This window comes from Fulvimonas soli (assembly GCF_003148905.1).
GTDB lineage: Bacteria > Pseudomonadota > Gammaproteobacteria > Xanthomonadales > Rhodanobacteraceae > Fulvimonas > Fulvimonas soli.
The window spans coordinates 1-4,724 of record NZ_QGHC01000030.1; the positions used below are offsets into that span (position 1 = coordinate 1).

The 4,724-nt window shown below is 72.0% G+C and carries 5 protein-coding genes and 1 pseudogene; 1 reads left to right on the plus strand and 5 read right to left on the minus strand.

Annotated features, from left to right (window positions below):
• Positions 1 to 82: pseudogene (locus C7456_RS17390) on the plus strand (IS5/IS1182 family transposase); the annotation flags it as partial.
• A gap of 32 nt (positions 83 to 114) precedes the next feature.
• Here the strand turns inward: C7456_RS17390 and C7456_RS16625 are convergent.
• The 5 genes from C7456_RS16625 to C7456_RS16645 all read right to left on the minus strand — a co-directional run bounded on the left by C7456_RS16625 (position 115) and on the right by C7456_RS16645 (position 4,378).
• Positions 115 to 1,089 carry a bifunctional helix-turn-helix transcriptional regulator/GNAT family N-acetyltransferase gene (locus C7456_RS16625; RefSeq protein WP_109724918.1) on the minus strand — a complete coding sequence of 325 codons (975 nt, stop codon included), beginning with the start codon at positions 1,087 to 1,089 and terminating at the stop codon, positions 115 to 117.
• A gap of 81 nt (positions 1,090 to 1,170) precedes the next feature.
• Positions 1,171 to 1,527 (minus strand): haloacid dehalogenase-like hydrolase, encoded by a 357-nt coding sequence (locus C7456_RS17695; RefSeq protein WP_342767307.1) that lies wholly within the window; start codon positions 1,525 to 1,527, stop codon positions 1,171 to 1,173.
• A gap of 347 nt (positions 1,528 to 1,874) precedes the next feature.
• A complete protein-coding gene (trpC, locus tag C7456_RS16635; RefSeq protein ID WP_109724919.1) occupies positions 1,875 to 2,669 on the minus strand; it encodes an indole-3-glycerol phosphate synthase TrpC in 795 nt (264 codons plus the stop codon).
• A gap of 24 nt (positions 2,670 to 2,693) precedes the next feature.
• Positions 2,694 to 3,782 (minus strand): anthranilate phosphoribosyltransferase, encoded by a 1,089-nt coding sequence (trpD, locus tag C7456_RS16640; RefSeq protein WP_109724920.1) that lies wholly within the window; start codon positions 3,780 to 3,782, stop codon positions 2,694 to 2,696.
• Complete coding sequence (locus C7456_RS16645) at positions 3,779 to 4,378, minus strand: anthranilate synthase component II (RefSeq protein WP_109724921.1); 600 nt, start codon at positions 4,376 to 4,378, stop codon at positions 3,779 to 3,781. Before C7456_RS16645 ends, trpD begins: the two co-directional genes overlap by 4 nt.
• Between the last annotated feature and the right edge of the window lie 346 nt (positions 4,379 to 4,724).

A 4,724-nucleotide genomic window follows, 5' to 3' on the forward strand; every position in this document is an offset into this window, starting at 1 on the left:
CATCGCCACTCGATACGACAAAACGGCTCGTAATTTCCTCGGTGCTATCTACGGCGCTGCCGCCGTCATCCTGCTCAATTGATGACACGCCCTAGCAGGCGGACCCCGGGCCGCCTAGCCGGGCGCGCGAGGCGCCCGCCCGGCCGGCTCGTAGATCATGTAGACGTCGGCGCGCTCGTAATGCGAGCCCGGCCGCACCGACGGCTGCAGCCGGAATCCCGCCTGCTCGTACATGCGCAGGGCCGGCTTCAGCGTGCTACTGGACTCCAGGAACAGCATGCGCCCGCCGCGCCGGTGGAATTCGGCGATGGCCTCGTCGAGCAGGCGCCGGCCGGCGCCCAGGCCGCGGAAGCCTTCGTCCACGCCCATCTTGGTCAGTTCGAACACGCCGGGCGACTCCTGCAGCAGCGCGCAGGTGCCGACGACCTCCTTGCCGAGGCGGGCGAAGAAGATCGCCCCGCCGGATTGCAGGATGTGCCGCTCGGGATCGTCCAGCACGGCCCGGTCGATGTCCTCGACGCGGAAGTGGCGCTCCAGCCATTGCAGGTTCAGCCGGCGGAAGTGCGTACGCAGCGCCGGCGCGTACGGCACGACCTCCAGCGGCGCGGCCAGCAGCGCCGCGTGCGCGGCCAGGATGGCGTCCGCGACCGGCCGCTCCCGCAGCGCGCGCTCGCAGGCGGCCACCGCGTCCAGCAGGCGCTCGACGTGCTCGCCCAGCGCGTCGGTCACGCCCTGGCGTACCGCCCACCAGAGCGGCCCCAGCTCGGACAGCGCGCGGTGCGCCTTGTCCGTCAGCGTGAGCACGCTGCGGCGGCCGTCGGCCGGGTCGCGCCGCCGCTTCACCATGCCGGCGCGCACCAGCTTGTCGGCGAGCTGGCTCACCGCGGAATGGGTCTGGCCGATCGCCTCCGCCACCTCGGTCACCGGGCGCGGACCGACGTCCCACAGGTAGCGCAGCACCGGCAGCCAGCGCGACTCGATGCGCGCGCCGCGGGCCTGGTAGACCTGGTCGACCGCGCCGTAGAGATGGTCGCTGAGCGCCTTCAGGCGGCTGCCGAGCGCCAGCTTGCCGAGGGATTCCAGATACATGACGGGCCTCGCCCGAAGAAATGCGTTAGCACTAACGTATATCTTCGGCCTCGCCCCGGGCAAGTGCCGGCGGCACGCCGGTCAATACCACTCGACCCGGCCCACCGGCCTGCCCAGCGCCCGCTCCACCCGCTTGCAGACCGCCGGCACGGCATTCACCAGCACGGGCTCGCCGGCGATCTTCAGCATCGGGATGTCCCGGCTGGAATCGCTGTAGGCCGTCGCGCACGACGCGATGCCGGCGACGGCCAGCGCCTCCACCTTGCGCCGCCCCACGTTGTGCCGGCCCTCCCGCGGGCCCGACCAGCCCGGCCGCAGCGTCGAGGCGATCAACTCGACCCCGCCCAGCCCCAGCTCGGCGAGCACGGTGCGCGCCAGCATCTCCTCGCAGCCGGTCACCACCGGCACGCGGTCGCCGTCGGCCTGGTGACGGCGCAACTGGCGCAGGCCGTCGCCAGAACTGGCCGGGGCGGCGCGCCAGCGTCGCGGCGAAGCGGGCGGCGGCTTCGCGGTAGCGGCGCTCGTCCAGTCCGCACAGGCCGATGTGCACCAGCGTGCGCAGCGCCGCGCGGCGCGAGAACGGCAGCCGCAGCAGCAGCCACGGCAGCGCCAGCACGGCCAGCAGCTTGAGCCACCAGGCCCGCGCGTAGCGGTCGCGCACGAACAGGTAGAAGGTGTCGCCGTGCACCAGCACGCCGTCGAAATCGAACAGCACCGTGCGCGGCGCATCCGCGGCGGCGCCAGTCGTGGACGCGGCGCCTGGAGATCCCCTGTGCCCATGACCGTCAGCGCGTGGCGAACAGCTTCTGCAGTTCGCGTCCCGGATCGTCGGCGCGCATGAACGCCTCGCCGACCAGGAAGGCGCTGATGCCCGCCTCGCGCAGCATGGCCACGTCCTCGGGCGTGCGGATGCCGGACTCGGTGACCATGATGCGGTCGTACTCCATCAGCTCGTGCAGTTCCAGCGAGGTCTCCAGCGAGGTCTCGAAGGTGCGCAGGTTGCGGTTGTTCACGCCCACCAGCGGCACCGGCAGCGCCAGCGCGCGCTCCAGCTCCTCGGCGTCGTGCACCTCGCACAGCACGTCCAGGTCCAGCTCGGCGGCGAGCAGCGACAGTTCCAGCAGCGCCGCGTCGCCCAGCGCGGCGACGATCAGCAGGATGCAGTCGGCGCCGATCGCGCGCGCCTCGTACACCTGGTAGGGGTCGATCACGAAGTCCTTGCGCAGCACCGGCAGCGCGCAGGCCTCGCGCGCCTGGCGCAGGAACTCCTCGCTGCCCTGGAAGAAGTCCTTGTCGGTGAGCACCGACAGGCAGGCCGCGCCGGCCTTCGCGTAGCTGCGCGCGATCGCGGCCGGGTCGAACTCGGCGCGGATCACGCCCTTGCTGGGGCTGGCCTTCTTGATCTCGGCGATCACCGCCGGCTCGCCCGCGGCGATCTTCGCCTCGATCGCGGCGGCGAAGCCGCGCGTGTCCGGCATGTCGGCCGCGCGCGCGGCCAGCTCGGCCAGCGGCAGCCGGGCGCTGCGTTCGGCCAGCTCTTCCGTCTTGCGGGCGAGGATGCGTTGCAGGATGTCGGTCATGGCGCGGGGTCGGTCGGGGAAGCCTCAGCCGGCCTGGCCCGCCAGGCGGCGGGTGGCGGCCACGAAGGCCTCCATTTTGGCACGGGCCGCGCCGCTTTCGATGGCCTGCCGCGCGCGCTCGATGCCCTCGCCGATCGAGCCGGCCACGTTGGCCGCGTACAGCGCCGCGCCGGCGTTGAGGCAGACGATGTCGTGCGGCACGCCGTGGCGGCCGTCGAGCGCGTCCAGCAGCATCGCCCGCGATTCCTCGGCGCCGGCCACCTTGAGGTTGCGGCTGGAGGCCATCGCCAGGCCGAAGTCCTCCGGCTCCACCTCGTACTCGCGCACCACGCCGTCCTTCAGCTCGCCGACCAGGGTGGCGGCGCCGAGCGAGATCTCGTCCATGCCGTCGCGGCCCCACACCACCAGCGCGTGCCGCGCGCCGAGCTGCTGCAGCACGCGCACCTGGATGCCCACCAGGTCGGGATGGAACACGCCCATCAGGATGTTCGGCGCGCCGGCCGGGTTGGTCAGCGGCCCCAGGATGTTGAAGATGGTGCGCACGCCCATCTCCCTGCGCACCGGCGCCACCACCTTCATCGCCGGGTGGTGGTTGGGCGCGAACATGAAGCCGATGCCGGTCTCGGCCAGGCACCGCGCCACCTTGGCCGGCGGCAGGTCGATCACCGCGCCCAGCGACTCCAGCACGTCCGCGCTGCCGGACTTCGACGACACGCTGCGCCCGCCGTGCTTGGCCACGCGCGCGCCGGCCGCCGCCGCGACGAACATCGCGGCGGTGGAGATGTTGAAGCTGGAGGCGCCGTCGCCGCCGGTGCCGACGATGTCGAGCAGGTGCTCCAGGCCCCCGGCGGGCACGCCGGCGGCGGCGAACGCATCGGCGACCGGCACGGCGGCCGACAGCTCGCGCATCACCCGCGCCGCGCCGGTGATCTCGCCCACCGTCTCCTTCTTCACGCGCAGGCCGGTGATGATCGCCGCGGTCATCAGCGGACTCACCTCGCCGCGCATGATCTGGCGCATCAGCGCGATCATCTCGTCGTGGAAGATCTCGCGGTGCTCGATCGTGCGCTGCAGCGCCTCCTGCGGCGTGATGGTGATCTCCCGCACGCTCATGCGGCGAGCTTCCGCCGCGGCAGGCCGAGGAAGTTGGACAGCATGTCGTGGCCGTGCTGGGTGAGGATGGACTCGGGATGGAACTGCACGCCCTCGACTGGCAGCGTGCGGTGCCGCAGGCCCATGATCTCGTCGACCGAGCCGTCGGGATTCTCCGTCCACGCGGTCACTTCCAGGCAGTCGGGCAGCGAGGCCTGCTCCACCACCAGCGAGTGGTAGCGGGTGGCCTCGAACGGGTCCGGCAGCCCGGCGAACACGCCCTGCCCGCGGTGGCGCACCGGCGAGGTCTTGCCGTGCATGATCTTCTTCGCGCGCACCACCCTGCCGCCGAATGCCTGGCCGATCGCCTGGTGGCCCAGGCACACGCCGAAGACCGGCACCTCGCCGGCCAGCTCGCGCAGCACGGCGAGCGACACGCCCGCGTCGTCCGGCGTGCCCGGCCCGGGCGAGATCATGATGTGCGAGGGCCGCAGCGCGCGGATGCCGGCCACGTCCAGCGCGTCGTTGCGCACCACCCTCACCTCCTGGCCCAGCTCGCCCAGGTACTGCACGAGGTTGAAGGTGAAGCTGTCGTAGTTGTCGATCATCAGCAGCATGGGGAGGCGCCACCGCGGGAAGTCCGGACGAGGCCGCATGATAGCGGCAGCGCGCTCCCGGCGTGGCGGCGGCCGGGATGGACGTCCAAACCCCGTGGCGGAACGGGCTGCCGCGCGGCCGCCGCCGCGCGCCGCGACGCGGCTGGCGCTGGCGGATCAGCGCCGCGCCGGGAGAAGGAACGGACCGGGGAACACCTGCGAAATGGTGTTCCGGCGACAGTGGACGGGCCGGCGTCGCGGCGTCCGCTAGGTGTGGAGCTTCAATAGGTTGTTTTGATCAAGCGTCAGTCGAGCCATGGGTGTCTGACCACCAAGTGCGCTGTGCGGACGGTGGCAGTTGTAGTGG